Source organism: Natrinema longum (assembly GCF_017352095.1).
Classification (GTDB): domain Archaea; phylum Halobacteriota; class Halobacteria; order Halobacteriales; family Natrialbaceae; genus Natrinema; species Natrinema longum.
Map to the genome: position 1 here is coordinate 126,825 of NZ_CP071463.1, position 23,000 is coordinate 149,824.

General features: G+C 64.6%; 24 protein-coding genes. 11 read left to right on the top strand and 13 right to left on the bottom strand.

What is annotated here, in order from left to right:
- The first annotated feature begins 19 nt into the window (after positions 1–19).
- Both J0X27_RS00605 and J0X27_RS00610 read left to right on the top strand, forming a co-directional pair.
- On the top strand, positions 20–946 hold the full coding sequence (locus J0X27_RS00605; RefSeq protein WP_207270578.1) for a phosphoribosyltransferase HisG-related protein: 927 nt from the start codon (positions 20–22) through the stop codon (positions 944–946).
- 188 nt (positions 947–1,134) lie between these two features.
- Complete coding sequence (locus J0X27_RS00610; protein WP_207270579.1) at positions 1,135–1,602, top strand: MaoC/PaaZ C-terminal domain-containing protein; 468 nt, start codon at positions 1,135–1,137, stop codon at positions 1,600–1,602.
- Between the two features lie 210 nt (positions 1,603–1,812).
- Here the strand turns inward: J0X27_RS00610 and J0X27_RS00615 are convergent, their stop codons facing one another.
- Together J0X27_RS00615 and J0X27_RS00620 are read right to left on the bottom strand one after the other, a co-directional pair.
- Positions 1,813–2,856, bottom strand: a complete 1,044-nt coding sequence (locus J0X27_RS00615) for a tyrosine-type recombinase/integrase (protein WP_207270580.1) — start codon at positions 2,854–2,856, stop codon at positions 1,813–1,815.
- Positions 2,846–3,241: a DUF5805 domain-containing protein gene (locus tag J0X27_RS00620; protein WP_207270581.1), complete on the bottom strand. Its 396-nt coding sequence runs from the start codon at positions 3,239–3,241 to the stop codon at positions 2,846–2,848. Before J0X27_RS00620 ends, J0X27_RS00615 begins: the two co-directional genes overlap by 11 nt.
- A 1,335-nt stretch (positions 3,242–4,576) precedes the next feature.
- On the opposite strand from J0X27_RS00620, the gene J0X27_RS00625 reads away from it, so the two are divergent.
- Positions 4,577–5,443 carry an SDR family NAD(P)-dependent oxidoreductase gene (locus J0X27_RS00625; protein ID WP_207271990.1) on the top strand — a complete coding sequence of 289 codons (867 nt, stop codon included), beginning with the start codon at positions 4,577–4,579 and terminating at the stop codon, positions 5,441–5,443.
- Positions 5,444–5,639: 196 nt separating this feature from the next.
- On the opposite strand, the gene J0X27_RS00630 is transcribed toward J0X27_RS00625, so the two are convergent.
- Both J0X27_RS00630 and J0X27_RS00635 read right to left on the bottom strand, forming a co-directional pair.
- Positions 5,640–7,226, bottom strand: coding sequence for a PH domain-containing protein (locus J0X27_RS00630; RefSeq protein WP_207270582.1), 1,587 nt, complete (start codon positions 7,224–7,226; stop codon positions 5,640–5,642).
- Positions 7,223–7,711, bottom strand: coding sequence for a PH domain-containing protein (locus tag J0X27_RS00635; protein ID WP_207270583.1), 489 nt, complete (start codon positions 7,709–7,711; stop codon positions 7,223–7,225). Before J0X27_RS00635 ends, J0X27_RS00630 begins: the two co-directional genes overlap by 4 nt.
- 112 nt (positions 7,712–7,823) lie before the next feature.
- Here J0X27_RS00635 and J0X27_RS00640 point away from each other — a divergent pair, with 112 nt between their 5' ends.
- Positions 7,824–8,186 carry a DUF7344 domain-containing protein gene (locus J0X27_RS00640; RefSeq protein ID WP_207270584.1) on the top strand — a complete coding sequence of 121 codons (363 nt, stop codon included), beginning with the start codon at positions 7,824–7,826 and terminating at the stop codon, positions 8,184–8,186.
- Positions 8,187–8,191: 5 nt separating this feature from the next.
- Positions 8,192–8,950, top strand: coding sequence for a DICT sensory domain-containing protein (locus J0X27_RS00645; RefSeq protein ID WP_207270585.1), 759 nt, complete (start codon positions 8,192–8,194; stop codon positions 8,948–8,950).
- A 64-nt stretch (positions 8,951–9,014) separates the two neighbouring features.
- Here J0X27_RS00645 and J0X27_RS00650 read toward each other — a convergent pair whose 3' ends face one another.
- Positions 9,015–9,248 (bottom strand): HVO_2901 family zinc finger protein, encoded by a 234-nt coding sequence (locus J0X27_RS00650; protein WP_097379103.1) that lies wholly within the window; start codon positions 9,246–9,248, stop codon positions 9,015–9,017.
- Positions 9,249–9,547: 299 nt separating this feature from the next.
- On the opposite strand from J0X27_RS00650, the gene J0X27_RS00655 reads away from it, so the two are divergent.
- Complete coding sequence (locus J0X27_RS00655) at positions 9,548–10,624, top strand: CNNM domain-containing protein (protein WP_207270586.1); 1,077 nt, start codon at positions 9,548–9,550, stop codon at positions 10,622–10,624.
- Between the two features lie 30 nt (positions 10,625–10,654).
- Here J0X27_RS00655 and J0X27_RS00660 read toward each other — a convergent pair whose 3' ends face one another.
- From J0X27_RS00660 to J0X27_RS00685, 6 genes are all read right to left on the bottom strand, one after another.
- A complete protein-coding gene (locus J0X27_RS00660; RefSeq protein ID WP_207270587.1) occupies positions 10,655–12,070 on the bottom strand; it encodes a class II fumarate hydratase in 1,416 nt (471 codons plus the stop codon).
- Between the two features lie 20 nt (positions 12,071–12,090).
- On the bottom strand, positions 12,091–13,698 hold the full coding sequence (locus J0X27_RS00665; protein ID WP_207270588.1) for a PH domain-containing protein: 1,608 nt from the start codon (positions 13,696–13,698) through the stop codon (positions 12,091–12,093).
- 1 nt (position 13,699) lies between these two features.
- The gene (locus J0X27_RS00670; protein WP_207270589.1) at positions 13,700–14,161 is read right to left on the bottom strand and encodes a PH domain-containing protein; all 462 of its coding nucleotides are present in this window, start codon (positions 14,159–14,161) and stop codon (positions 13,700–13,702) included.
- A 170-nt stretch (positions 14,162–14,331) separates the two neighbouring features.
- A complete protein-coding gene (locus J0X27_RS00675) occupies positions 14,332–14,835 on the bottom strand; it encodes a universal stress protein (protein WP_207270590.1) in 504 nt (167 codons plus the stop codon).
- A gap of 250 nt (positions 14,836–15,085) precedes the next feature.
- Complete coding sequence (locus J0X27_RS00680) at positions 15,086–15,343, bottom strand: BolA family protein (protein ID WP_207270591.1); 258 nt, start codon at positions 15,341–15,343, stop codon at positions 15,086–15,088.
- Between the two features lie 147 nt (positions 15,344–15,490).
- A complete protein-coding gene (locus J0X27_RS00685; RefSeq protein ID WP_207270592.1) occupies positions 15,491–15,817 on the bottom strand; it encodes a NifU family protein in 327 nt (108 codons plus the stop codon).
- Positions 15,818–15,960: 143 nt separating this feature from the next.
- Here J0X27_RS00685 and J0X27_RS00690 point away from each other — a divergent pair, with 143 nt between their 5' ends.
- The 5 genes from J0X27_RS00690 (at position 15,961) to J0X27_RS00710 (ending at position 21,506) form a co-directional block, all read left to right on the top strand.
- The gene (locus J0X27_RS00690) at positions 15,961–16,476 is read left to right on the top strand and encodes a DUF7523 family protein (RefSeq protein ID WP_224214699.1); all 516 of its coding nucleotides are present in this window, start codon (positions 15,961–15,963) and stop codon (positions 16,474–16,476) included.
- 187 nt (positions 16,477–16,663) lie between these two features.
- Entirely contained in the window at positions 16,664–17,740 is a 1,077-nt protein-coding gene (locus tag J0X27_RS00695; protein ID WP_207270594.1) for a patatin-like phospholipase family protein, read from the top strand.
- Positions 17,741–17,843: 103 nt separating this feature from the next.
- Positions 17,844–19,358, top strand: a complete 1,515-nt coding sequence (gene cysS, locus J0X27_RS00700) for a cysteine--tRNA ligase (RefSeq protein ID WP_207270595.1) — start codon at positions 17,844–17,846, stop codon at positions 19,356–19,358.
- Between the two features lie 220 nt (positions 19,359–19,578).
- Positions 19,579–20,709 (top strand): sensor histidine kinase, encoded by a 1,131-nt coding sequence (locus J0X27_RS00705; protein ID WP_207270596.1) that lies wholly within the window; start codon positions 19,579–19,581, stop codon positions 20,707–20,709.
- Positions 20,710–20,795: 86 nt separating this feature from the next.
- Positions 20,796–21,506 carry a DUF6517 family protein gene (locus tag J0X27_RS00710; protein ID WP_207270597.1) on the top strand — a complete coding sequence of 237 codons (711 nt, stop codon included), beginning with the start codon at positions 20,796–20,798 and terminating at the stop codon, positions 21,504–21,506.
- A gap of 52 nt (positions 21,507–21,558) precedes the next feature.
- Here J0X27_RS00710 and J0X27_RS00715 read toward each other — a convergent pair whose 3' ends face one another.
- Complete coding sequence (locus J0X27_RS00715; protein ID WP_207270598.1) at positions 21,559–22,617, bottom strand: presenilin family intramembrane aspartyl protease PSH; 1,059 nt, start codon at positions 22,615–22,617, stop codon at positions 21,559–21,561.
- 122 nt (positions 22,618–22,739) lie between these two features.
- On the bottom strand, positions 22,740–23,000 hold the full coding sequence (locus J0X27_RS00720; protein WP_097379117.1) for an H/ACA ribonucleoprotein complex subunit GAR1: 261 nt from the start codon (positions 22,998–23,000) through the stop codon (positions 22,740–22,742).

Genomic DNA, 23,000 nt, shown 5'->3' on the forward strand with positions numbered 1-23,000 from the left:
GCCAGTCGAGAATCGGTCGATGGGCGAGACGATACCGATCGCTGTTCCACGTAAGGGGCGACCGCTCGAGTCCGTACTCGATCGGATCGCGGACCGCCTCGATGTCCCCGAACTCGCGGACGACATTACGTCGACGCTTCGTCACGAGAAGGCACTCACGAAGGGGAATATCGACGCCGACGGGAACGACGTGTATCATCGTCTCGCCGCCTACAGTACCGTCGACGATCCGACCGAACCGGAATACACGCTGCTTCGGGACGACCGCGCCGGGAAACCGCGCCGGATCGTCTTCGATAGCGTTACGATCCCGCTGACGGACCTCGAGGGTGCGCCCGACGGGGTGGCGATCCAGCTCGTGGGTCGCGAGGAGCCGTTCCGATCCCTTCGGACTCACGAATTCGCGCTCGGGTTCGACAGCGCCGATCTGGTGCTCGAGGAGGTGGTCGAACTCCGACCGGAGCCACTCGATCGGATCGCCGACGTCAACGCCCGGATCAACCCCTCCGATACCGACGTGCAGGTCGTCACTGGTCTCGGAGACACGGTCTATCATACGCTGTTGGCGACGCCCGCAGTCGCACCGTCGGCGGAATCGATCGACCGGAACTTCCTCGAGAGTTACGAAGGGCCGCTGTGTATCGAGCCGCGATACGAGCGGCTCGTTCAGGCGGTGTTGGGAACGCGGGCACTCGATGGAATCGACTTTCGCTACCCCGAGGAGGGCCGTGAAGAGGAGGCCGCCATCGCCGATGCGGGGCTCGGCGTCTACCTGACCGTCACCGGCTCGACGGCCCGCGAACACGGCTTGCTCCTCGGTGAACAGCTGTTCCCGAGCGAGACGGTGTTGCTCGAGAATACGGCTGAGACGACCGAAACGACCGGCTTCGTTCGCTCGCTGTTGAACGGGACCGACCTCGAGACGGAACTCGCGGTCGGACGATAGCGATCGGGACCAAACCGTCGCCACAACTATTATCGGAGCCAGCATCGCGTCTAGGGTATGTTCGATCGGACACCGACTGTCGCGAATCGGGTAGACGGCGAAAATCGACGACTGAACGGAGCAACTCGAGCCGGAATCGAACGCACCGCCGCCCGGAGTTCGATGTGGGTCACTGGGGGGACCAGCCGATGAGTTCGACGAGCGATGCCGACGCCGAGAGCTTCTTCGAGCAGACTGCGGGCGGCGATCGAATGGTCACTCAGGGCCGAACGATCACCGAGGCCGACGTAACGAACTTCGCCGGTGTCTCGGGGGATTTCAATCACCTTCACACCGACGGTGCCCGCATGGCCGACTCGTCGTTCGGGGAGCGGATCGCTCACGGCATGCTCGTCCTCTCGGCCGCGACGGGCCTGATCTGGCAGACCCGCAGCACGCTCGAGCGCGAATCGGTCGTCGCCTTCTACGGCATGGACGACCTCCGCTTTACCGCGCCGACCTTCATCGGCGACACGATTCGAGTCGAGCGGGAGGTCCTCGAGACGGAGCGGACGCCCGATGCACCGGGCACTGGCACGGTTCGCTACCAGGTCGACGTGATCAAAGACGACGAGACGACGGTGCTTTCCTGTGAGATGACGTCGCTCGTCGATTAGTGCGACCGTCGTCGGCTGATTGAAATGCTCGCTGGATAGACGACATTGCTATAGCGATATATGGTTTACAAGGCAGATCTGAGACAGTATCGGTGAGTACATTCGTAGTAAACCAATCACCCACACACGGATAGACCCGGACAGGTCGGGCAAATCACCGGTGCGAAGCCGCCGATACCGCAGTCGTCGATCGTGTCGTTTCGCCTGCGATCAAGTCACGGAATAGATACACTCGAGATAGGTCTCCCGGACGCGGTCGCCCCAGTTGTGGGTGTACGTATCGATGACGTCGCCGGCGACATCGCCTCGGAGGTACTGGACGATCCCTCGATCACCGGTTCGGTCCCGAAGATGGGTCGTGAAGAAGTGCCGGAAGTAGTGGGGCGTGACGTTCTCCTGGGTGCCACCGCCGGTCCGGTACCAGCCGCGCTCTCGAGCGTGTTTCTCGACGATATAGCGCACGTCCGAGGGCGTGAGCCGCTGGCCCCACGAATCGCGGGTGTCGAGAAAGAGCGGTCGTGCCCCCGAGACCGTATCCGGCCGGATGGCCAGCCACTCGAGGAGCACACGCCGCAGTTCGGCATCGATCGGAACCACCGTCTCCCGCTTTCGCTTGTTCGAGGCTGCCCGCTCTTCGCCGTTGACGATCGTGCCACGAGCGGGCTTCGACGAAACGAACAGCGACGACGGCCGGCGCTCGAGACCGACGCGGGCCGTCCATTCGAGGTCGAGCTCCGGTGTCTCGAGGTGAAGATCCTGCAGATCGAGGTTGCAGAGTTCGCCGACACGCATCCCGGTTTTCAGCAGCGTAACGACGACGGCCCGCTCGAGGGGATGTGCGATGGAGTCGACGAACGATCGCATTTCCTCGACCGAGATGTCCCGTCGCGTCGGGTTCGTCTCGATCGATTCGGACATCTCCTCCATGACGAGGGCCATCGGATTGTCGTCGAAGACGCCGACACGAGTCATGTAGTCGTAGAATCGGTTGAGATACGAGGCGTAGGTCGCGATCGTGCTGGATTCGAACGCCCCGCGCAGCGAGTGAATCCAGGCCATACACTCCCGCCGTTGGGCCGCGCCGACCGCCGCCACGTCGAAGCGCTCGTCGAGGAACGCCTCGAACTGCCGGAGGACGCGTTCGTAGGCCTCGAGCGTCCGTTCGCTCTTCCCGTGATAGCGCTGGTCGTCGAGGAAGTATTCGATTGGATCCGTCACGTCCGAGGGCGCGTCGGCTCCGGGCTCAGTCGCCATCGCCACCACCGTCGACGGTCGTGTAGCCGCCGTGGCGACCGCTGTATCGAATTCGGTTGTTCGATTGTAACTCCTCGAGGGTCTCGTCCAACCGCGACTCGATGTCGTCGGCAACCGCCTCGAGGAGTTCCTCCCACGAGTACGTGTCAGCGGCGAGTAACTCGAGGACCTGTGTCTCGAGGCCGTTACCCCCAGGGTCTGGGTCGTGAGAATCGGGTTTCGCCGAGTCGGATTCGAACCCCTGACGCCCCGCCTGAACCATCGTTCGGACGAACTCGCTCTGGCTCATGTCGAGTTCCTCGGCGTGGGATTCCCACTCCGCTTTCTGGTAGGCCGGAACGTAGGTTTTGACAGCCGTTCTAGACGTGTCCGCCGAATCGCTCATACGACACTCATCAAACGCGGTGATATTCAATCTACCCATTGTTTGATCTAAGTGAGTTTATGTCGATTCACACCACTCCTAACGGGTGATGAATAGTCCTGAGATTAGAGATAAACATCTCTTACAGGCCTATAGAACCGGATATCATTCATCAAAATCTGGGTCTACGGTTTAGGATCTATCTACAAGGGGGAGCAGTGATCGATACGAGAGCCCTCCTCGCCTCACCGACGAGGATCGAACAGGGCGACCGACTGCTCGCCCGACAACCGTCGCGTTCGATAGAAACAGTACGTCGCCGCGCGGCCAAGTGCTCTGCAGAGTTGGTCGGGAACTACCGTCTGAGGAGGGTCGGTCGCGTGCGTCGGAGGTCCCGTCGGTCGCTCGAGAACTGGCGACCGTCTGTCTCCGATCCTGATTCCAGCTGATCAATCTCTCCCCAGTTGTCCGACCGAGCGCACTCTCCTGGTAGCGCGCCCATCATCCACTGGATCGGCGTCCGACCAGCTGTCGGTGCGGATTCGACCGATATCCGCGGTGGTGCCAGCGTGTCTCCCGCGGATGAGCGAGCACCCTGCTGGTGAGACTCGGCTGCAGTGAGTCGTCGTTCTGCCGTTCCTGTCACGAGTGCTGTCGACGAACCGTTGCCCAGCGATCGTGTTCCCCGATAGGTGACGGTTGCCGGAGCTCCATCGGGATCTGGACTCCGCTGTACGGTCGTAGACACGCTCATCGGTTGCGTTGCGACAGTAGCGACGGTCAGTTCGTGTGTCGATCTCGAGTGTCATCGACTCGTTCGTGTGACTCAGCATCGATCGCTTGGAAAGCGGTCGCCAGCAGTACGCCGCGGTCCGTGTACTCGTCGTGATCTCCGTCTCCGATTCTGAACGTCTCGAGACGACCTGACGACTGCGTCTCACGGTCTAATTGGGTACCCATCGAATAGCATCACGCAAATCGCCCCACAGGCAGATACGGCAGGAATCGTCTCAGAGCGCTACTGGGCGGTTTTTACCGAGTCCGGGAAAAGACGTGGCACACACGTTTGCCTCTGATTCGGACAGTCTCTGACGTTCCATGCAGTATCGTCTCCAGGAGCCGTACGTTCGGTGTATCGGTACTTCCACTACTCAGAGAACCGTTGAAACGTTGTCCGGCCCACCACACATAAATCGTATATTGCTATACAAAGTGTCGGGGATCGATACCGGATCGCGTTGACGGAACGTCACAGAGTCGAGATCAGCAGCCCTATCGAGTTCGCCCCCCGTGCCGAGCGTCTCCGTCTGCGGTAGTTATTCCACGCTCGTGTTCGTCTATTCGGGTATGGCCGATATGACCGTCGAAGAGGCGATGGCGAAGTACGGGCCGTCAGAACTCACGCGGGACGATCTCCTGGTCCTCGAGGACCCACACTACACCGCCGAGAACGTCGCGATCGTGACGGGTGCCGGCTCCGGTATCGGACGGGCGACCGCGCTGGCGTTCGTGGCGAACGGGTTGACTGTCATCGCGACGGACCGCGACGAAGACGGGCTCGCCGAGACACGGAGCCGGGCCGCGGAACTGTCGCTCCCGGGAGAACTCGTCACGGTCGTCGGCGACCTGACCGACGACGCGGCCCTCGAGCGGATCGTCGACGAAGCAGCGGCGCAGGGCAACGTTCGGTATCTGGCGAACATCGCCGGGATCCAGACCATCGCCCCCATCGAATCGTTTCCCATCGAGAAGTACGACCTGATGCACGACGTCATGCAGCGCGCCCCGCTGGTGTTGACGAAACACTGCTTGCCACACTTCCGGGACAACGAGGACGGCAAGGGTGTCGTCGGGAACATGTGCTCGGTCCACGGCCACATCGTGACGCAGGACAAGGTGGCGTACAACACGACGAAGTTCGGGCTTCGTGGGCTCACGCAGTCGATCGCTGCCGAGGGAGAGGGGAAGGCGCGAGCGTTTACCGTCAGTACTGCCTACGTGAAGACGGCGCTCGTCGCGAAACAGCTGCCCGAGACGGCGGATCAGCGCGAGATGACCGTCGACGAGGTCGTCGAGAACGTGATGCTCGAGGACACTCGGGTCAAGGAACTGATGGAACCCTACGAGGTCGCGAACCTGTTCGTGATGGGCTGTTCGACTCACAGCAAGCACCTCAACGGCGGCGACATGACCCACGAGGGCGGGATGAGCCTGACCTACTGAGCCCTCGACTCGGGTCGTCGCCGTACATCGGCGGCCCGTCCAGCAGAACGGATCCGGCTCGCTCCCGGTCGTTCCGAAACAGCGTGGGCGATACACGCCGGCGGGCGGTCGAGTGTCGGAACCCACGTTCCGTGGCCGTTTTTGAGTCGGGCGCACGCGACGTCTCCTCGAGCAAACAGTCACTCGCTTCGGTCCCTCAGGTGGGACCGTCGCTCTCGGAGGACTCGTTCTCCGGATTCGTCGGTTCCTGAAACCACCGATCGACCGTCCGCTGGCGTTTGCGCGCCCGGAGTCGGTCCTGTAATCGCTCCTCGATGGCGGTTTGTAACTCGAGGCCGCGATCCGCGTCCACGTCGTGGGCAGTTGCGGTCCGTCCGAGGAGGGAAGCCGAACTGGCGGTATCAGCCGTTACGCTGGCGAGTCGACGCCGACGTTGAAATATCGTCGCCTGGTGGAGAACGGCCTGGACTCGGTAGTAGGGAACGACCTTCGTCGTTCGCCGCCAAAATCCCGTTCGCGTGAGGAGGTACCGGTCGCCAACGTGATAGCCGCGGTTCGACCACTTCAGATGCGCAGCGATCGGGGCGAGCACGGCGAGGACGGCGAGGAGGTACCACCGCTGGACGACGGTCGTATAGCGGGAAGCGACGTACGCGATGCCGACGACGACACCGACGACGAGCAGGTATCGGACCGCGTACCGCTCTCGAGCGCGTCGTGGCGGCGACTCGAGATCGATCGCTCCGAACGGCTCGATCGCGCGTGCGAGTTCGGCCACGCGGTCGGCGTCGGCGAGGGGAATCGCCGACTCGGTTCCGCGGGAGTCAGATTGGCCCGGCGCATAGCCGGCCGTCTCGACGCTCAGCGCGGCGTAGCCGAACCACCGGAAGGGGATCGACTCCGTGATCGTCAGCGTCTGGACCTTCTCGAGGGGGATCGTCCCGCTGTACCGTTGCAAGAGGCCACGCTCGTAGTAGAGTTCGTCGTCGACGCGAGTGAGCCGGAAGCCGTAGTATCTGGTAAACGTGAGAGCCGCGCTGATGATCCAGGCAGCGAGCAGGAAGAGGAAAAGCCCCCATGCGAGTGCGAACAGGCCGGTCGCCGGGCCGGGAAGTTCCGGGAGACGATCGGCGGGAAGCAAGGTCGTGGGATCGAAGCCGCTCGCGAACGAGAGTGCGATGCCGCCGAGCAAACTCGCCCCCGGATCGATGGTGAACACGCTCAGGATCACGAGTTCGTGTCGCTGAATTTCGAACAGGAGTTCTTCGTCCTCGGCCGTCTCCCCCTCGGGAGCGTTCGCTTGGTCTTCGAGGGTAGTCGCCTCGGTAGATGGGGACTCGCTGGCACTCGCACCGCTCCGGAGTTGGCGTCTGAGATGGTGTGCCTCGTCTTCGTCGACGTACTGGAGGCTGACCTCGGTCTGGCCACCACCGGCCGTTTCGACGTGGACGGCAGCGATGCCGAGGATTCGTCCGAGGACGTTTTGTCTGATGTCGACGTTCTGGACCCGTCCCAGCGGGAGTTCGCGGTCCCGCCGCGAGATCACGCCGGACGTGACGTCGAACGTGTCGCCGGTGAGTTCGTACCGGAATCGCTGGTAGTAGGCGAACTCGTAGACGATCCCGATGACGACCCCGACGGCCACGAGCGGAAGGATCGAGAGCACGTCCATTCCGTTTCCGCCGGGCGAGGCGACGATCCCGATGACGAAAAACAGGAGCCCGGTGTTGAGGCTGCGCGAGAGCGACCGGACGGCGATCGATGCCGGATGGAGTTTCCTCATACGGCGTCCTCACCCTCGCTCTCGATCGCGAGTCGGCGAAGCGACTCCTGGAGATCTTCCGCGCGTTCCGGCGTCAGTCCGGGGATCGCGACGTCCGAACTCCGGGAGCCGGCCGTATAGACGACGACCGTCGCGAGACCGGTCGTTCGCTCGAGGGGGGACCGACGGGAGTCGACGTGCTGGACCCGAACGTAGGGGACGACCGTTTTGATGCGGGTAAAGACCCCGTGTTCGATGTAGAGATCGTCGTCCCGGAGATCGAACCGCCAGACGCCGTAGCGAGCCCAGGCCACGAGGACGCCGGCGATAGCGATGAAGAACGCGAATCCGACGGCGGCAGGCACGAGAACCGAGGGTGGGGAGTCCCAAACCGCGGTTCGGGTGAGGGCGACCGCTGCGCCGACGACGAGACCGCCGAAGATCGCGGCTCGGAGGAGCGAGAAGACGAGCCAGACGACTCGCACTCGTGGGGTGAGCCGTTCCATACGTACTGTGAGCGGAGGATCGGATTAAAGGATGGGAATGCGGTGGCGGTTCTCACGGCGTGAAACGGATTCGGTGCATAGCTATTTGTGAGTAGTTAACGTACGACAACTAATGGGCTACGATCACAACATGGTGGACATCTCTGCCCTCCAATCAGCGTCCGGTGAGATGGCGGTCGACGACGTGATCCGCACCCTCGGGAATCGTCACGCTCGAAACGCGATTATCTATCTTCACGACCATCCGAGGGCGACGTTCGACGAGCTCGCCGACGTTCTCGCCGCGAGTGAGGCCAGTAGCGACGAGACGATTTCCACACCAGCCGACCGGGAACGGATCCGTATTCAACTCTACCACGCGATCCTCCCCCGACTCGCCGAGGTCGGGTTCGTTCGATTCGACAGCGAGACGAACACCGTCACCGACACGACGATCCCGAAACCGGTGGTCGACGCGCTGGGGATCGGGGACTAGCTGCCATGCACTCGCTTCGAGAGAGTTTCGAACCCGTCACACGACGGCGAAAAACGCTCGAGATACACACCGACGAGGAGTCGGTCATCACCGAGCTCCGACACCAGTTCGACACGCGCAACGTCGACGTAATCCACCACCCCCTGGGATCGCTCGACGAGACCGGGTTCGTAATCATCCGAACCGACGACGGAGAATTTCAGGGAGCACTGGGAATCGATCACTTCGAGGCGATACTCTCACCCGACAGTCATCCGCCGTGGGAACTCGCCGACACCGATCACGATCACGCGGAGCTGTTCCGATTCCTCGAGAACACGCTGTTTTCGTCGTACAGCCGTCGACAGATGATCGCTACGTCTCGTGAAATCGAAGAACGGGCCTGGCGCGTCGGTCGCGGCCGATTGTACGCGGGCTTCCAGCGGGCTGGTGCGCTCCGTGCACAGGCCGACATCTACGAACGGTTCGGAAACCGCGAATCGATCACCGTCGCAGTGTTCCTCGACGATCAGCGAGACGTGGCGTTTCCCGACCCCGTGACGGTCATCACGGACGCCGAGAGCGAACTCGGGGCGTTCTGGTTCGTCGTGTTCGACGGCGGCGGGAACGATCTGCATCAGTGTGCCCTGGTCGCCGAGGAACGGGATCCCGGCCAGTACTACGGGTTCTGGACGTTCGAACCGGCGATCGTCGGTGAACTGTTCGCGTATCTCGAGCGGACCTACGCCGTCTCCGAACCCGAAAGCGATGACACCACCCGGTAGTTGTTCCGACGGCTGTCCCTCCGCGATCACGACGCCTGAGGACACGAGAGTAACGGTTCGGCGGTTAGTGGGTCGCGGTTCGGACGTCCTCGACGCGATAGAGGTCCTGCTGGAGTCCGTCACCCTCGCAGTCCTCGTTCGGACACTCGTAGTGCCAGCCATCCTGGGTCGCGCTTCCTTCCTGGAATCGCTCCCCACATACCTGACAGAAGAGTTGTCCCTTTTTGCACGTATCCCGGTGGAGTTCGAGGGCGAGTTCGGTCTGGAACGACTGGTTGCAGTTACGACAGGTGTGCATATTTCGTCTGACGCGAGCATCCACCAAAACCCCTTGGGTTCTTTTATTCCGCCGTATTCCGCGTTGATTCGGGCTCGATACCCCGATTTGTCCGCGACGAGCCGGGAAAAAAGAGTGTTCGAACGGCGGATTTACTCGACATCGAGTATTCCGTTTGTTGGTAGGTCGCGAACGCAGTGACTCGTGTGAACACACCGGTCGATGGACTGTCACACCGCTGGTACCTGGAGGATCGACGAGCGATTTCGTTCGAACGGAAACCGCATCGAATTTGTGTCTCCCCGGGTAACAATACGGTCATGAATTCGCTCGTCATCGGCGGGCGGTTGTTCGCAGGCGTGTTGCTCATCCTGGCGAACGCCTTCTTCGTTGCCATCGAGTTCGCGTTGACACGCGCGCGGCAGTTCAGCGAGGAGGAATTCGTCGGTGATACCCCCAAACTACAGCGAGCGTGGGAGATGACCGACGATCTCGAACTCTATCTCACGACGTGCCAGGTGGGGATTACGGCCTCGAGTATCGCCGTCGGGATCGTCGCCGAACCGGCGCTGGCGGCCATCTTCGAGCCGTTTTTCGAGAATACGGCGCTGGCAACGATCGGGAGCGGGGCGATCCTCGCGTTCCTCATCATCAACCTCGTCCACCTGACCCACGGCGAACAGACGCCGACGTATCTGGGCGTCGAACGGTCGCGGCTGGTCTGTCGGTACGGAGCCACACCGCTGTACTGGTTCTACCGGATCATTTCGCCGGTCATCACGCTCGGCGACGGGATCGCGAAACTGACGCTCAAACTCTTCGGGATCGAGATGACAGGGGCGTGGCTCGAGACCGAGGAGGACGTCATCGAATCGCGGGCCGACCTCCGGAATCGACTCGGGTCCGTTCTCGAGGAAGGCGACCTCTCAGAGGAACGCCGCGAGGAGGTGATGAACGCGTTCGCTATCGGCGAGCAACCGATCCAGGAAGTCATGGTCCCGCCGGAGGAGATCGTCTCGCTGTCGACCGAGGCCACCCCCGAAGAAAACTTCCGGAAGATGGAAGAGCGCCCGCAGACGCGGTATCCGCTGGTCGGCGAGACGATGACCGACTTCCGCGGGATCGTCTACGCACCGGTTTTCGTCCGCCACCGCGAGAAACTGGCCGCGGGCGACATCGACTTCGCCGAACTGGCGGCCCCACCGATGACGCTCTCGCCCGACGCGGACGTCAGCGACGCGGTCGATCAGTTCCAGGCGGAGAATCAGGAACTCGCTTTAGTCATCGAAGACGGGGACGTCGTCGGGCTGGTCACCGTGACCGACCTGCTCGAGGCGGTGATGGGCGACATCGAAGATCCGCTCGATCAGGCACAACTTGATCCGGTCGATCGGTGATCGGTCACGACTCGATCGACCGCTGTCGGCTCAGTCGTCCTGTCCGAGAATGCCGCGCTCGGCCATCTTCCGCGGGTCGAGCACCTCGTCGGCTTCCTCCTCGTCGAGGTAGCCCTTCTCGAGGACGACTTCGCGAACGGTCTTGTCCTCCTTGAGCGCGGTCTTGGCGACCTCGCTGGCCTTGTCGTAGCCGATGTGGACGTTCAGCGAGGTGGCCATCGCCATCGACTGCTCGACGCGCTCGGCGCAGTACTCCTCGTTGGCCTCGAGCTTTCGGACGAACCGCTCGCCGAAGACCTGGCTGGCGTTCGAGATGAGTTCGGCCGACTCGAGGAAGTTGTGGGCCAGCACGGGCTTGTAGAGGTTCAGATCGATCTGGCCCTCCGCAGCGCCGGCCGAGACGGCGGCGTCGTTGCCGACGACCTGCTTGTGGACCTGGTTGACGGCTTCGGCGACGACGGGGTTGATTTTGCCGGGCATGATCGAGGAGCCGGGCTGGTTCTCCGGCTGCTCGATCTCGCCGAGCCCGTTGCGCGGCCCGGAGGCCAGCAGTCGGAGGTCGTTGGCGATCTTGTTCAGCGAGCCCGCCACCGTCCGAAGCGCGCCGTGGGCCTCGCTCATCGCGTCGTGGGCCGCCTGGGCCTCGAAGTGGTTGTCGGCCTCGCGGAACTGGACGCCGGTCTCTTTCGTGATGTACTCGGCGGCGCGGCCGGGGAACTCCTCGTGGGTGTTCAGGCCGGTCCCGGTCGCGGTCCCGCCCAGCGCGAGTTCGCCGAGGTGGTCACGCACCTGGTCGACGCGGGCCAGTCCCTTCTCGACCTGCGTGCGGTAGCCCGAGAACTCCTGGCCGAGCGTGACCGGCGTCGCGTCCTGCAGGTGCGTGCGGCCGGTCTTGATGACGTCGTCGAACTCCTCTTCTTTCTCCTCGAGCGCTTCGCGGAGGGTGTCGAGCGCGGGGATGACGTCTTTCTCGACGGCCTCGAGGGAGGCGACGTGCATCGCGGTCGGGATGACGTCGTTGCTCGACTGGCCGTAGTTGACGTGGTCGTTGGGGTGGACGACGCGGTCGCCGATCCCCGAGCCCATGATCTCGGCGGCGCGGTTGGCGATGACCTCGTTGGCGTTCATGTTCGAGGAGGTGCCCGAGCCGGTCTGGAAGATATCGACCGGGAACTGGTCGTCGTGTTCGCCGGCGATGACCTCGTCGGCGGCCTCGATGATCGCCTCGGCGACGTCGTCGTCGACCAGGCCGAGATCGCGGTTGGCCTGTGCGGCGGCCTTCTTGACGACGCCGAGCCCGCGGACGAACCGGCGGCTGAACGTGATCCCCGAGATGGGGAAGTTCTGGATGGCGCGTTGGGTCTGTGCACCCCAGTAGGCGTCCGCCGGCACTTGCATCTCGCCGAGGCTGTCCTCCTCGATTCGGTAGTCGTCTCCGTCTGCCATACGCGGAGCCTCGGGGCCGGTCAGGTAAAATCCACCGAAAGCCCGAGATCGTCCCCGCGAGCGCGCTCGCGCAGCGCCGACTGAAGTCGTTCCCGGCCAGTTCCCTGGAGTTCGCGTGCCGTCTCGAGGTCGACGTCGTAGATCGTCGGCATCCCCCAGGAAAACGTCCGCGAACTGGCGGTGTCGACGACCAGCGATGCGAGCCCGAGTCGGCGCTGAAAGATCGACCGCCGCGTCGAGACCGTCTGGATCCGATAGTAGGGGATCACGGTCGTCCGCCGCTTCCAGAACCCGGTCCGAATCACGAGGTGGTCGTCACCGACGGCGTACCCGAGGTTGACGTACCTCAGGTGCGCTGCGGGCGGGACCGCAACGAAGACGATTGCGGCGACATACCAGCGCTCGAGGCTGGAGACCTGCGCGAGTCCGGCGGCCGCAGCGACGAGGATCGCCCCGATGATGGCGTACCGGACGAGGTAGCGCCGGCGGGCCAGCGTCGGTGGACTCCGGAACCGGGGCGATTCGATGCCGGTGAGAGTCTCGGCGAACCGGTAGACGCGATCGGACCCGGCCAGCGGAACGGCCGACTGGCTGCCACCGCCGCTATCGGGGCCGTAGCCCGCAGTTTCGACCCACAGCCCGGCGTAGCCCACCAGTCGCTGAAGCGGGTTCTCGGTGACGGTGACCGACTGGACCTTCTCGACGGGGATCGAGCCGCTATAGCGCTGGATCAGTCCGCGCTCGTAGACGAAATCGTCCCCTGCCCGTCCGAGGTGGAACCCGTAGTAGTTCGCGACCGTGTAGATCGCACTCGCAACGTACGTGACGGCCGCCCACTGGAGAGCGGTGATCGCGATCAACACGAGGAGGGGACCGACCGCGGCACCGTCGAGCGACGCCGGGCCGCCGAAGGGATGCGCAACGTCGAAGACGAACGCAGGAACGGCTCCCGCCTGCGAATCCGAGTCCGCGCTCTGCAGGAACACGACCAGCATGACCGGAAAGATCGCGGCTCCCCAGCGAAACGACGTCGTCGCGTAGAGGACGAGTTCCCGGAACTCGAGGTCGAACAGGGGGATCGGTGTGTCGGCGTCTCGAGGCCGGTCGTCAGGCCCGGGTTCGGCGGCGGGTGACGTGTCGGCGGCCGCGGCCGAATCCGTCGGACCGTCGACCGGCGGTTCCTCGGCCCCGGCCGTCAGCCGGCGGATCTCCGATCGGAGACGCTCGGCCTCGTCCTCGGCGACGTAGTTCAGAGTCGCCTCGGTGTCGCCGCCGCCGGCGGTCTCGATCGAGACGACGGCGAGCCCGAGGACCCGCTGGAGAACGCCCTGCGAGACGTCGACGTTCTGGATACGACGATAGGGGATCTCGCGAGATCGCCGCGAAAACACGCCCGAGGTGACGTCGAAGGTGTCCGCGGTGATCGCGTACGTAAACCGGTAGTAGTACGCGAGGCCGTAGCCGACGCCGACGACGAGCCCGATCGGAGCCAGCCAGAACACCCAGCCGATATCGACTGCGTCCACGAAACTCGAGAGGATCATGACGACGAAAAACGGCATCGAGAATCCGGTGACGCCGCGCTGAAGGGCCATCGACACCGCGCTGAGTGGGTGCAGCCGATTCATGTTAGACGGCGTCCTCGGCCTCGCTCTCGACGGCCAGTTCGCGAAGCGTGTCCTGCAGGTTCCGTGCTCGATCGGGCGTCAATCCCGGAATCCGTACGTCCGCGTTCCGGGAGCCGGCCGTGTAGACCACGACGCTCGAGAGGCCGAGCACCCGCTCGATGGGCCCGAACTGCGTGTCGACGTGCTGGACGCGGACGAACGGGACGGCGGTCTCGACGAACGTGACGACGCCGCGCTCGAGATAGAGGGCGTCCGCTTGCAGTTCGAACCGCCAGACCTGGTAGCGGCGGACGGCGTAGCCGACGGTGAGAAGCAGTGCGACGACGACGGCGGCCGCGATCGCGAGCGCCGGAACGGTGACTCGCCACTGGTCGAGGGCGAGGAGGGCGACGGCGAGGACGATCGCCGCGATCGCGCCGCGGGCGATCCAGATGAGCCTGATGCGGGGATGAAGCGTCTCCATGTCGGAGTAGTGTCAACGTAAATATATAAAACCACGGTTCCGCCGGAATCGGAGAGCGTAGGGACAACCGGGACGGCCACTGTCGGGCCCGGAAAGTTCCGTCTGGCGGGCCCGACGGGCCGGAAAGACGAGCGCCGTCGGGGCTCGCGGTAGGCGAGCGGGCGGCAGCGTCAATCGTCGGCGGGGACCGTCAGGACCGGCACCGACGACGCCCGGCGGACGCGGTCGGTGACGCTGGTCGGCGAGAGGTACCGGCTGAGGCCGGTCCGGGTCGGTTCGCCGATCACGACGAGATCGACGTCGTTGTGGTCGGCATAGCGGGCGATCTCCGCGGCCGGATCGCCGTAGCGGAGCCGTTTCGAGACCGAGATGTCGGTTCCAATGGCCGCGTCGCCGACCGTATCGACCGCCGCCTCGGCGCTGTCTTCCCGGCGCTCGACGACCACGTCCCAGCCGTCGACGGACGCGGTCATGCGGACGACCGACAGCGCGTCGACTCGAGCGCCGTGTCGGGCGGCCTCCGCGACCGCGACCCGGCCGACCGCAGCGGGCGTCTCACCGTCGACCGCGACGAGAACGCGATCGAACCCGCCTGTGTCGGTGACTGCTGCGTTCGCCCGTTCCCGGCCGCCGATTCGGGTCGATTCCTCCGTCCCGCACAACGCCGATTCCATACGTCACTATTCTGGCCACATAATTATATAATTGTCCAGAAAATATTGCATGAGGGACTGTGATTTCATTCCTTCAGGGAAGAATCGGCCCTCGCAGTCGTTTCACGGCGTGAAAGCGGGCGGCGTCGTCCCGATTGGACGGACCGAGCGACCGACCCTTCGATCCGTCCGTCGGTACCCAGCGCGAGAAACGGCGACGAGACTGCGAGCGGAGGGGCGGGAGCGAACGGCGCGGTCTATTCGGTCCGGACTACTCGACCTCGAGTTCCGCGTACTCCTCGGGCGTGTACGTCGAGAGTTCGAGGGCGTGGATGTCGGTCGTCATGTGATCACCCAGCGCGTCGTACACTTCCTGGTGTTGCTGGACGAGCGCCAGTCCATCGAACACCGGCGAGACGACCGTCGCGGCGAGGTGGTCCTCGTCGTGTTCGTCCCGCGCGTAGGTGACCGTCGCGTCCGCGTCCTCGAGGTTCGATTCGATGAGATCTTCGACGGCTGCTGGCTCCATACTGAGAGACTACGGCGCTCGCGGCAAAAGTACCGCGGTCGCAGTCAGTGAAACGGGCAGTTGTCGCTGGGTCCCGACACACTCCCAGGGCGGGTCGCGGCTGGGCCGACGCTGACTGACAGGAGTCCGGAGGAGGGGGCCATGGCATCAAAACGGCGTATCGGGTGGGACATCCGGACCGGACGAGCCCTGTTCGGCCAGCCCGTCGAGGCCGGTACTCACGGAGACGTGATCGATGCCGTCGATCTCGGCCGGCAGCCGTTGCTGGATCGCCTGGGTCGTCATCGGGCTGACGCCGCAGCCGCTACACGCACCGCTGAGATTGATCGAGACGCGGCGCTCGTCGAGGTCGACGTCGGTGATCGACGAGTCGCCGCCGTGGAGTTCGATCTGGGGGAAGTTCCGTCGGAGGAACAGCGAGACGGCTTCGCGGACGGCGTCTTCGGAGGACTGTTCCGGTTCGGATTCGCTCATGGCTGTGACGAGGGACTCGAGCGATATATACTGCCGGGCGAACCGGTTCCACCGTCCCCTCGAGTCGGGACGGACCGGAACGCCTGGAATCATCGTGGACGAAATGGCGCGATTTTATGCCGACTCGAGACGCGGTCCCCACCATGTCACTGGCAGCCGAGACGCGCCGAGCGGTCACCCAGCATCCGTTCTTGCTGACCGCGCTGCGGGCCGACGTCGTCAACTACACCGCCGCCGCCCGATTTCTCGCGGTCGAGGGGGAGCCCGACGCGATCGCGACGGCGCTGCGGCGCTACGCCGACGAGTTGCCGAGCTACGAAACCGAGTCGCGAGACGTTCGCGTCCGAATGGAAAGCGGGATCGGCCCGCTCGAGGGCGAGACGGAGGCCACGATCGACGACGCGCTCGTCACCATCGGTGGCACGGCGTTCGGGCCCTGTGGCGGTGATCGGACCGCCATCATCGCGACCGGCGACGTCGAACCGGCCGATCTCGCAGCGGTGCTCGCGCGGCTCTCGGTTGCGGACAGTTCCCCGAAAGCGGCGGGCATCGCCGATGGAACGATGGTAATCGTGGTCGATCGCCTCGAGGGTGCAGACGCGCTTCGGACGGTCGAGGGGGCACTCGAGAACGCGGTGAGCAACCCGACGCGAGGATGATGTGGCCCCCTCGAGCGGCGCGTCGAGACTTCTATCCCCGATAGCGTCGCCGCGTCGACCGCGTTGAGACGGCGTCGGCGTTCGGGTGGTGACGGACCGACCCCGGAGGACTGTCCACGACGCGGTCTCCGATCTACGTTCGTGCCCGGCAGCGCTTTCTTTGTTACTGACACCTAATCGGTGACGTATGAGCGATACGACAGCGTCGGTGACGTCCCGACCGAGCGAGGCGGACGATTCCAGCGGACTGAGCGACGACGGCGACCGTGTGACTCCGACCCGCGTCGCGATCGCCTGCCAGGGCGGTGGCAGCCATACCGCGTTCGCTGCCGGCGTCCTCCGAACGTGGCTGTCGGACGGAGCGTGGGACGACGAGTTCGAACTCGTGGGAATCAGCGGCACCTCCGGGGGCGCGTTCAACGCGCTCGCCGTCTGGTATGGATTGCTCTCCGCCGACGAACCGACGGCAGCCGATCTCCTCGAGTCGTTCTGGACCGATATCGCGGCGACTGGGTATCCCGATCGGCTGTACAACGAGTGGCTGGCGGCGTTCTCCCGGCTGGAGAGCACCGGCGCTGCAGTCCCGCAGGTGAGCCCGTACTACTCGCCCGTCTCGGAGCTGGGAACAGCCCACCTCGCCCGTGTCCTCGAGCGACACGTCGACTTCGAGGCGATCCCGGCTCTCACCGGCGTCGGGACGCCGGAACTCGTCGTCGGCACGGTCGACGTCCAGGGCGGCGAGTTCGAGACGTTCACCAACGACGACGTGACGATCGACGCGGTCCTCGCGTCGGCCGCGCTGCCGATGCTGTTCGAAGCCGTCGAAATCGATGGGACGGCACACTGGGACGGGCTGTTCTCCCAGAACCCGCCGGTCAAGGACCTGATGTCGGGTCCCGTCGAGCGAACGCCCGAGGAGTTGTGGGTGATCCAGATCAACCCACAGACCCGCGAGGACACTCCCACGACGCCGTTCGAGATCGCAGACCGGCGCAACGAACTCGCCGGAAATCTCTCGCTCAACCAGGAACTGGCGGTCGTCGAGCGGATCAACCGGTGGATCGCCGACGGCCACCTCGATCACCCACAGTACACGACGACGACGATCAGACGGATCGAACTGCGAGGCTATCACCACGCGAGCAAACTCGACCGGGATCCGGAGTTCATCGACGAACTGGTACGTCACGGGGAGAGTCGCGGACGCGAGTTCCTCGAGGGGCTCGAACTCGAGAGCGATGTCACGTATCCGGCCCGAACCTGACAGCACAGGGCCGCCGAAGCCGCGCCAGCGCGGGCCGCTTCCGCTCGAGGGTCCGACCGCTTCATCCAACCGTTTAACTACGGGCCGCAGGTAGACCTTCGTAATGACCCTGCACGTGACGAACACGTTGACGGGCACAACGGAGCCGTTCGAGCCACGGGATCCCGAAAACGTCCTGTTGTACTACTGTGGCCTGACGGTTTCGGACCCGCCACACCTGGGCCACGCACGCTCGTGGGTCCACGTCGACGTCATGCACCGCTGGCTCGAGCATCTCGGCTACGACGTGCGTCACGTCGAGAACTTCACCGACGTCAACGAGAAGATCGTCGCTCGCGTCGGCGAAGACGACCTCGGCGAGAGCGAGTCCGCGGTCGCCGAGAGCTACATCCAGCGGACGATCGACGACATGCGGTCGCTGAATCTGTTGCGTGCGGAAGTCTACCCCCGCGTCTCGGAGCACGTCCCGGAGATCATCGACCTCGTGGAGACGCTGATCGAGAAGGGCTACGCCTACGAGTCCAACGGCTCGGTCTACTTCGACGTGAGCAGTTTCGACGAGTACGGCAAACTCTCGAATCAGGAACTCGACGAGATCGAATCACAGGGGGACCCCGACGAGCGGACGGAGAAGCGCAATCCGGCGGACTTCGCGCTCTGGAAGGCCGGTGGCGTCGACCCCGACGCGGTCGAAGAGCACCGCCACGAGGGCGTCGACCACGGCGACGACCCGCCCGAGGGGCTGACCTGGGACTCGCCCTGGAGCGAGGGACGGCCCGGCTGGCACATCGAGTGCTCCGCGATGAGCATGACCCACTTAGACGAGACGCTGGACATCCACGTCGGCGGCCGGGATCTCGTCTTCCCCCACCACGAAAACGAGATCGCTCAATCGGAAGCCGCGACGGACCAGCAGTTCGCCAACTACTGGCTCCACTGCGAACTGTTCCAGATGGACGAGGAGAAGATGTCCTCGAGCCTGGGGAACTTCGTCACGGTCGCGGAAGCGATCGATCGCTGGGGGACGAACGTCGTGCGAACGTTCCTGACGGCCGGCTCGTACAATAGCAAACAGCTCTACTCGGACGAGACCATCGCCGAGGCCCGGGAGCGCTGGGACCAACTCGAGCGAGGCTACGAGGCGGCCCTCGAGGCCCTCGACTCCCCGGCGGCGAGTTCGAAAGCCGAAGACAGGTCCTTGCGCGAGGAAGTCGAGGGCGCGCGGGAGGCGTTCACGACCGCGATGAACGACGACTTCAATACGCGCGAAGCCCAGTCCGCACTGCTGTCGATCACGACGGCGATCAACCGACACCTCGAGGCGGTCGACGGGGACCGTGACGGCGTCGACGATTACGATTACCGGGGGCTCCGGCAGGCCGTCGAGACCCTCGAGGAACTCGGCGGCGTGCTCGGCCTCTCCTTTACCGGCGAGACGACGGGCTCCGCGGAACTCGCGGGCGACGTCGTCGACCTCGTCCTCGAGGTCCGCGAACGGGAACGGGAGACCGGCAACTACGAGCGCGCCGACGAGCTCCGCGACGAACTCGAGGCGCTGGGAATCGAAGTCCAGGACACGGACGACGGATCGACGTACCGGCTGCCGTCGGGTAAGTGATACGTACCGGTCGCCCGATCGGTGGGGCCGCTCGTCTCGAACGGCGATCGCGAACGGATGGCTATCCCGGCTGCTACCGACGGACGGAGTGATTCACCGGGATCTCAGCGTATTCAAAGAGCAGTGGCTGCTGAAGTATACCCGACCCACCGTTGGTTCACGCGTTCCGACCGTGTGGTCGGTGACACCGCTCAAGTAGGTGGCGCACCGACGACTATCAATGAGACGGACAGGTTCGTTCGTCGCTGCCGGGTTCGACGCCCTGCCCGCACGCGTCGCGATTCTCGACGATCAGGGAACGATCGTCTACACGAACGCGTCGTGGAACTCGTTTGGAACGGAACAGGGATTGGCCGAAGGGACGGGTGGCGTCGGGACCAACTACCTCGCGGTCTGTGAGGACAGCGACGACGCCGATGCGACTGCGACCGCACGCGGGATTCGAGCAGTTCTCGACGGGGATCGCGAGGCGTTCTCCCTCGAGTACCCCTGCCATACGCCGGCGGCGGAGGGCTGGTACATGATGCGGGCGACGCCGTACGAGACCGACGGCGAGGAGTTCGTCCTGGTCATGCACGTCGACATCACCGAGCGACGGCGACTCGAGGAGCGGACTCGGGAGCAGGCCGACAGGATGGAGGCGTTCGCGAAGTTGCTCTCCCACGACCTCCGCAACCCGTTGTCGGTCGCACTGGCGCAGGCAGAGACGGTCGCGCAGAACGACGATATAGATCTCGGGGCCGCGGACGGCGAGGGGAACGCGTTGCGCTCCTCGCTCGAACGGATGGAAGCGATCATCGACGACGCGCTGGCGCTCGTGACGATCGACGACGTCGAGGAGACGGAACCGATCCCGCTCGCGGCCGCCGTCGAAACTGCGTGGGCTACCGTCCGGACGGAATCGGCGAGCGTCTCGGTCGTCGAGGACGTCGCGATCCGTGCGAACGCCTCGGTCGTGAGTCATCTCTTCGAGAACCTGTTCCGAAACGCCGTCGAACATGCCGGCACCGATACCGAGATCGAGATCGGAGCGCTCGAACCGGAGCACGGGACCGAGACCGCGACCGATGCGACGAGGGACGGGGACTCGCTTGAGCAAGCGGTCGCGGACGGACCGGATGCGCTGGCCGCCCTCGATGGGTTCTACGTCGAAGACGACGGCCCGGGGATTCCGGCCGACCAACGCGAGCAGGTGTTCGAGTCGGGCTACTCGAGCGCGGGCGGATCAGGCTTTGGCCTCGCGATCGTTCGGGAGGTTGCCGACGCACACGGCTGGTCGGTTTCGGCGACGGCGGGGAGCGACGGCGGGGCCAGATTCGAGATTCGGGGCGTCTCGGTGGTCGAGCTATAAGCGGCCGCTGCAACGCTCGAGACGGTCATCACGGAGTGAAGACCACCGGGGCGCTTATTCCTTCGACGCTGGTCGGAGTGAGTGAGATGAAACGACGGCTGTTCATCGGGGTACTCGCGGCCGGTGGTGTCGGCACGGCGGCTGGCTGTCTCAGCGGGATCGCCGACGAGGCGACGACGTTTACCGCGGCACCGGCCCGCGTCGACGAAGACGCGGCCGGTGAGGTCGGCTACGAGTACCAGGGGACCAGAAGACGGGTCGACGAGGAAGAAGTCGGCGGCGAAGACATCGAGGCGACGAGCTATCTCAGTCTGTACGATCGATCGATCGAGCTGCCGACCGAGCAGTTCGGCGACGACCCGCTCCGAGCCGGCGTGTTCGGCGTGATCACGACGCCACAGGTCAGTATCGCCGGCGAGGATTTCAACCCCGTCAGCGACCTCTCGAACAGGGAGCTCGCCGACCGGATCCAGGGCCACTACGAGGGACTCGAGCTCGACCGCGCCGTCGGGGGCCGCGCGCTCGATGCGCTTGGCGAGCGGTTTCCGATCCAGTCGTACGGCGGCACGGCGACCCTCCAGAATCAGTACGCGATCGACGTGACGCTGGACATCGTTCAACGCGAGCACGAGGACGATCACATCGTCGTCGCGGCCATCTATCCCACCGACGACCTGCTCCCCGAGGGGTCCGAACAACCGCGAATCGATACTCTGGTCCAGGGCCTCGAGAGCTACGACGACCTCGAGGTCGAAATCGTCGAGGGCGGCGACTGGAACGGGAGCACCGACTCGTAAGCGGTTCGGGGTCACGCCGAGGCGGTCAGGCCGTTCAGCCCGTCGACCGCCATTAGATGCCGATCGCAGTCGCGATCGGGAGGCCGGCGGCGAGCGCGCCGAGCAGATAGCCACCGATCGCGCCGCCGTTGAGCAGCGGCAGCCCGGCGTGTGCGCGTCCCTCGAGGACCATGTACATGAGCACGAGCAGTCCGGCGAGCGTCCCGAGGAGGGCACCGAGTGCCGGCAGATTCACCGCGAGTCCGGGAACTGCGAGCACGCCGGCATCGAGGAAGGCGGCCGCGCTGGCGACGAGCACCGTCGGAATGACGGCATCGCCAAGGCCGATGAAGAGCGCATCGCGCTCGAGCGTGCCTCCCTCGTCCTGGCCATCGGTGTCGGCTGTGTCGGCATCGGTGTGGTCGGTCTCGGCGGGTTCCGTGTGCTCGTCGGCGGCAGTGTCGCTGGTCTCGGCCTCGACGCCGCCGTCCTCGAGGACGTCGTCGGTGCTGCCGGCGTCGAGATAGGAGTAGGAAAGGGTCATCGGGACGACGAGGACGACGGGAATCTTGAGGTCCATGACGCCCTCGGCGAGGTCGAGCATGTGTTCGGTGCCGTAGACGCTGATCGCGTCGTAGACGGCGAGCACCGAGAGCAAGAGGAGCGCCGGGAGGGGACCGAAGCTGATCCCGAAGAGGGCGGCAGCACCGGCACCCATCACGATCCCGGTGCCGTCGATGACGTACCACTCCGGATACCACAGGAGGGCCGCGCCGACGGCCAGCGAGGCACCGATCGCGAGACCGGCCGCGATCTCCGCCGAGACGAGTGGCCCGACCACCGCCGGGACGAGTTCGGCGAAGACGTACCACGAGATCATCACGCTGACGGCGACGAGCAAGAGCCTGATGAGCCAGTCGAGGTCGTACTTGAAGGCGGCGAGCATGAGCCCGGTCGCGACGAGCATGACGCCGACGTAGAGGATGCTGTTGGTCGGATCCTCCGGGTTCTCGACGGCCTGCCGTTCCGATTCGGTGAACGGCTCGACGAGCGCCAGTGCGCCGAGTTGGATGCCGAGAAAGAGGACGACCGTCACGCCGACGGCTGCGAGGATCCGGGTCCGATCGTTCATGCCGCGGCGTTTGTACCCCGCTCGTATTGGCTTTTCCACTTCCAGGTCACCGAAAAAAGAGCGCCGACCTCCGGACGGAACCAGCACACGGCGACCGCGGCAGGCGGGCCCGGAACGACGGGCTACCGCGCGTACAGCGTCGAACCGACCAGCGACGGCAGGTGAACGCCTGCATCCGGCGTCACCGCCAGGTACGGTCTCGAGACGGGGCCGAAGACGTCGACGACGCGACCGACCTCCTCGAGATCGTCGTCGATGACCATCGTGCCGATATCGTCACGGTGGCCGTCGATGTCGGTGGCGCTCTCGCCGCCGTCGACCTCGTCCGCTCGCAGGATTGCGAGCCCCTGCGCAGTACGGACGACCGTGCCAACCCGATGCAT